This window comes from Pinirhizobacter sp., from assembly GCF_035317885.1.
Taxonomy (GTDB): domain Bacteria; phylum Pseudomonadota; class Gammaproteobacteria; order Xanthomonadales; family Rhodanobacteraceae; genus Pinirhizobacter.
In genome coordinates this window covers 1-5150 of the sequence record NZ_DATHFX010000221.1, presented here as the reverse complement: position 1 = coordinate 5150, position 5150 = coordinate 1, and the positions used below count along the sequence as shown (strand labels likewise).

General features: G+C 64.3%; 4 protein-coding genes. 1 reads left to right on the top strand and 3 read right to left on the bottom strand.

Annotated features, from left to right (window positions below; genetic code table 11):
* Nucleotides 1–435, top strand: a 435-nt coding sequence (locus VK519_RS07195) for a hypothetical protein (protein WP_324348579.1), incomplete at its 5' end; no start/stop codon positions are given.
* A gap of 74 nt (nt 436–509) precedes the next feature.
* Here the strand turns inward: VK519_RS07195 and VK519_RS07190 are convergent.
* From VK519_RS07190 to VK519_RS07180, 3 genes are all read right to left on the bottom strand, one after another.
* Nucleotides 510–1946 (bottom strand): efflux transporter outer membrane subunit, encoded by a 1437-nt coding sequence (locus tag VK519_RS07190; RefSeq protein WP_324348578.1) that lies wholly within the window; start codon nt 1944–1946, stop codon nt 510–512.
* 5 nt (nt 1947–1951) lie between these two features.
* Nucleotides 1952–3127 carry an efflux RND transporter periplasmic adaptor subunit gene (locus tag VK519_RS07185; RefSeq protein ID WP_324348577.1) on the bottom strand — a complete coding sequence of 392 codons (1176 nt, stop codon included), beginning with the start codon at nt 3125–3127 and terminating at the stop codon, nt 1952–1954.
* Nucleotides 3117–5150 (bottom strand): efflux RND transporter permease subunit (locus VK519_RS07180; RefSeq protein WP_324348575.1); only part of this gene is annotated, 2034 nt, incomplete at its 5' end. The genes VK519_RS07180 and VK519_RS07185, both read right to left, overlap by 11 nt.

Below are 5150 nucleotides of genomic sequence, written 5' to 3'. Positions count from 1 at the left end.
TACGGTACCGCCGGCCTTTCCGACGTGACCTTCCGTCCGGATGGCAGCCTGGCCCCGATCAAGGAAACCATGCTGCTCGGTGGCCTCACCCTGCATGCCGGCAGCGACGTGGACGTTTATGCCTTCGGCGGCCAGGAGCGCCAGCAGAAGGAAGCCTTTACCGTCGGCACCACACCTTACGGCTACGGCAACCCGCTTTACGTCAATTCCGGCTGTGACATCGAAGGCTCGCCGCTTACCTGCGTGGGTAACACCCAAAAGATCTCGCAGGGCACGCTGGGCTTCTGGTGGCGCTTCTACCAGGGCAAGTACGGCAAGGTGCAGTTCGGTGCCCAGGCTTCGCACACCGAGCGCAAGGCATTCGAGGGCATCGGCGGCGCTCCCTCGGCGTCGGACAACATGCTGTTCACCAGCCTTCGTTATTACCCGTTCTAAGCTACACCGTTCCAAGAAAAACCAAGACGGCGGGGAATCTCCCCGCCGTTTTTTTTGCCGGTCGAAAACTCAGCCTAGCGCTGGGCCAACTCGCTCGCATCCCAGCCGCCGCCCAGCGCGCGCACCAGGTTGACGCTGGCCTGCAGCCTGCGCGTGTCGATCGTCGCTGCACTGCGCTTGGCCTGCAGGAAGGCGCTTTGCGCCGTTACCACCTCCAGGTAATTCACCACGCCTTCGTCATAGCGGTTCTGCGCAATGCGTTGTGATTCCGCTGCGGCGGCCACGGCTTCCTGTTCGTTGGCCCCCTCGCGGCCCAGGCGGTCGAGCAGGGCCAGATTGTCTTCAACTTCCTGGAAGGCATTGAGAACGGTGAGTTTGTACTGCGACGACGCCTGGTCGAATTCGTCGCGCGCCGCACGCTCCCGGGCACGGCGCAGGCCGCCGTCGAAGAGGCTTAGCGACAAGGCAGGCCCAACCGCCCAAAGGCGATTGCCGTAGGCGAAAAAGGGATTGGTGCCGGTGTTCTGAAAGCCAGCCAGTGCTGTCAGGCTGAAATCCGGGAAAAAAGCCGCACGCGTCACGCCGATGCCGGCGTTGGCTGCGAAGGTGCGCCGCTCGGCCGCCGCAATGTCAGGGCGGCGTTGCAGGATCGATGAGGGCACGCTGGAGGGCACGGGAGGCAGGGACGGCGTCTCTGCTTCAGCCGGTACGCGGAAGCTGCTGGGCGACTGGCCCACCAAGACGGCGATGGCGTGTTCGGTCAGTGCGCGTTGGGCGTCGTTCTCATCGGCCTGGGCCCGGGCGTCGGCCAGCTGGGTGCGGGCGCGGGCTTCGGCGAGCCCGGAGTCGATACCTTCGTGAACGCGGTTGCGAGTGGTGGTCAGTGCCTGGTCGTAACCCTTGAGCGTTTGCGCAAGGATGTCGGCCTGCACATCAAGGTCGCGCAACTGGAAGTAAAGATCGGCCAGCCGTGCCTGCAAGCTCAGGCGAGCGGTGGCCAGGTCCGCGCCCGAAGCTTGGGCCTCGGCCGTGGCCTGCGCCACTTCGTTGCGCACCTTGCCCCAGAAGTCCAGTTCATAGCCAGCGCCCATGTGCAGATCGTTGGCGTCATATTCATTGGGCTGGCCATTGCCGCGAAGTGGACGGTTGTCCGACTGGCGGCTGTTGTCCGCACTACCGGAGACGCCGACGTCGGGCAACGTGGCCGAATGAACCTGCGCCTGGAAGGCGAGCGCCTGGTCGTAGCGCGAGGCGGCGATGGCGAGCGTCAGGTTGCCGCTCTCCAGTTGCCCTTCGAGTTTGTCCAGCGTGGCGTCGCCAAAGCTGTTCCACCACGCACCGCGCTGCAGGTTGTCGGCGGGCGCCGCGCGGTGCCACGACGTGTCGCCCTCGTGCCAGCTGGCCGGGACCTCGACCGTGGGTACCTTGTAGGTGGGGGCGAGCGAACAGCCGGACATGGCGATCACCAGCGCCGTGGCCAGGGCGGTGCGCGTGAGACGGTGTGTGCGCATGACGCTCAACCTTTACCCTTCGGGGCCGCTGCGGTGGCCACCGTGACTTTGTCACCGGCCATGATCGAGTCGGGCGGATGATCAACGATAGGATCCATCGATGTCACGCCGCGATCGATTTGCAGGATGTCGCCCATGTCCATGCCGATATGCACGTCACGCAGCTGGATCGTGTTATTGGCGCCCAGCACTGCCAGCTGCGGGCCTGCCGCGCGGAAGATGAGCGCCGTGGCTGGTACGTTCACGACATGGGCGTTGCTGTCCACCGGCAGGCTTACCTGCGCGTAATCGCCCGGCAGGAGTTCACTGTTGGGGTTGGCCAGTTCGAACTGGGCCAGAAGGGTGCCTGAGGCTTTGGCAATGGCACCGGACGAACCGATCAGTACGGCGTCGAAGGCCTTGTCCGGGTGTTCCATCACGTTGACCTTGACATGCATGCCTGGGTGTATGGCCGAGGCGTAGCCCTGGGGAATGCTGACGTACAGGCGCATGCGCTGTGTGTCGGACACTGTGAACAGAGGCTCCTCGTTGGCATTGGTGGCGGAGATCAGGTCGCCAATGTCCGTGTTGCGGGCAGTGATCGTTCCGTCGAACGGCGCGGTGATCTGCTTGAACGATTCCAGCGCCTGGAGGCGGTCAACGTCGGCCTGGGCCGAGGCGACATTGGCCTTGGCCACTTCCGCTTCACCGAGCTTCTCGTCGGCTTCCTGCTTGGACACCGAATTGCTGGAGAGGAGGTTCTGCCAGCGCTTGCTGGTGAGCGAGGCGAGGCGGAGATCGGCTTGCGCGCGCGCAAGCCCGGCGGTTGCCTGGTGCAGCTGCTGGTCGATCTCGGGCGTGTCGATGGTGCCCAGCACGTCGCCGGCATGCACGGTGCTGCCGATGTCGCGTGTCCAGGTCCTCAGGTAGCCCCCCACGCGGGCGTGGATCGGCGCACTGATCCAGGCCTCTACGTGGCCAGGCAGGCTCAGGTGGTGGTCGTTGCCGTCGATGATGGCCGTCGGCGCAAGTTGCACCGTCGGTACCTGCTGGGCATCGGTCCAGTGCGTAAGCTCGTGGTACTCGTGGGCGCGAAACGTCAGGCCGCCAGCCACGGCCACGATGGCGATGGCCAGGCCGATGGCGATCACGGGGCGCAGGCGCATCGGACTCACGGGCGTCGGGCCTGCATCATGCGACATGGGACGGTTCTCCAGGGAAAAGGGCAGGATTCGAAGCCGGTTGCGTGCGGCCATGGACGATCGAGAAGATCACCGGCACGAAGAGCAACGTGGCAAATGTGGCAAAGATCAGGCCGCCGATGACGGCGCGGCCCAGGGGCGAGTTCTGCTCGTGGCTGATGGCCATCGGCAACATGCCGATCACCATCGCCAGCGCCGTCATGCAAACCGGCCGGAAGCGGGTGAAGCCGGCCTCCATCGCTGCCTTGACGGCGTCGCCGTGCACGGCAAGGCGTTCGCGGCAGAAGCTCACCACCAGGATCGAGTTGGCGGTGGCCACGCCCATGCACATGATGGCGCCGGTGAGCGCGGGAACCGACAGTGTGGTGTGGGTCAGGAACAGGATCCAGACGATGCCAGCCAGGGCTGCGGGAAGTGCGGTGATGATCACGAACGGATCGAGCCACGACTGGAAGTTGACGACGGTAAGCAGGTAGATCATCAGCACCGCGCCAATCAGGCCGAACTCCAGTCCGCTGAAGGCGGTGGCCATGGTATCGGCCTGGCCTCGCAGTGTGACGAGCGTACCCTTGGGACGTTCCTTGGCGAAGCTGGCGAGCACGGTATTGACGTCGTGGGCCACGGCGCCCAGGTCGCGGCCCTGCACCGCGGCATAGATGTCAAATGCGGGCAGGATGTTGTAATGCGACACCACCGCAGCACTGGGCGCGCGAGTGAACGTGGCAAGACCGCCCAGCATTTGCGTGGCCTTGTCGTTGCCGGCGGTGACGGGAAGGCTGGCCAGGTCCGCCATCGAATCCATGCGGTACTGAGGCGTCGCGGCGACGATGGCGTATGACACGCCATTCTTGGGGTTAAGCCAGAACGCCGGAGCCACCTGGCTGCTGCCAGCGAGCGAGGCGACCATCGAATTGGTGACATCGCGCTCGGAGATGCCCAGCTGGTCGGCGCGCGTGCGGTCGACGGCGACATTCAACTGCGGGTAGCTGGTGCTTTGCTGCAGGCGAACGTCAGCGATGCCCGGGATAGCCTTCAACTTGCGCATGATGTTCATGGCATAGGCCTGGTTGGCAGCGTTGTCACGACCGGTGACGGAGATGTCCAACGGTGCCGGTGCGCCGAAGTTCAGGATCTGGTCGGTCATGTCGGCCGGCAGGAAGGCGAAGTCGCTGCCGGGGAACTGGCGTGGCAGAAGCTCCCGCAGCTTCTTCACGTAATCGGCGGCGGGAGCGTGGCCTTCCTTCAGTGCGATCTGGATGTCGCCATCCTGCGGTCCGATGCTGCCGGTGTTGCTATAGACCAGGTTCACGCTCGATAGCGGCAAGCCGATGTTGTCGACCACCGTACCCAGGTCTTTTGCCGGAATCACCTGGCGGATGGCCGCTTCGATACGATCGAATTCGGCGGCGGTCTCTTCCACGCGGGTACCCATCGGTGCGCGCACATGCAGGGCGATCGACTCGGCATCGGTGGGAGGGAAGAAATCCGTGCCCAGGAACGGCAAGAGTACGAACGAGGCGAGGATGAAGCCAAGGAAGCCAAGCACAAAGGCCTTGCGGCGGCCCAGCGCGACGGCAAGCATCGCGTAGTAGCCGTCGCGCAGGTTGGCGAAGCGGTGCTCGAAGGCGCCCTGGAAAGCGATCGCGCGACGCAGCAGGTACATGCCACGCCGCTGCGGGACGGGGCTTGTCGGGTCACCCGCAGGCGCGCGGACGGGACCGGATATCCATTTCGACTGCACGATAACCTGATCGCCTTCGTGATGGTTGATGTAACTATCTTCCGAATGATCGCCGGCGCCTTTCTCCGTTACGTGCGGCTTGAGCAAATACATCGCCATCGTCGGCACAAGCGTGCGCGAAAGCACGAACGACGAGGCCATGGCGAAGATCACCGCCAGGGCCATCGGGCGGAACAGGAAGCCGGCAATGCCCTCGAGCATGAACATCGGTACGAACACGATGCATATGCACAACAGGGATACGAAGGCCGGTCCGACGATCTGCTTGGCGCCATCCATGAT

Excerpts from the sequence above, each read along its gene's own strand:
- VK519_RS07190 (WP_324348578.1), bottom strand. The coding sequence starts at position 1,946 with ATGCGCACACACCGTCTCACGCGCACCGCCCTGGCCACGGCGCTGGTG.
- VK519_RS07185 (WP_324348577.1), bottom strand. The coding sequence starts at position 3,127 with ATGTCGCATGATGCAGGCCCGACGCCCGTGAGTCCGATGCGCCTGCGC.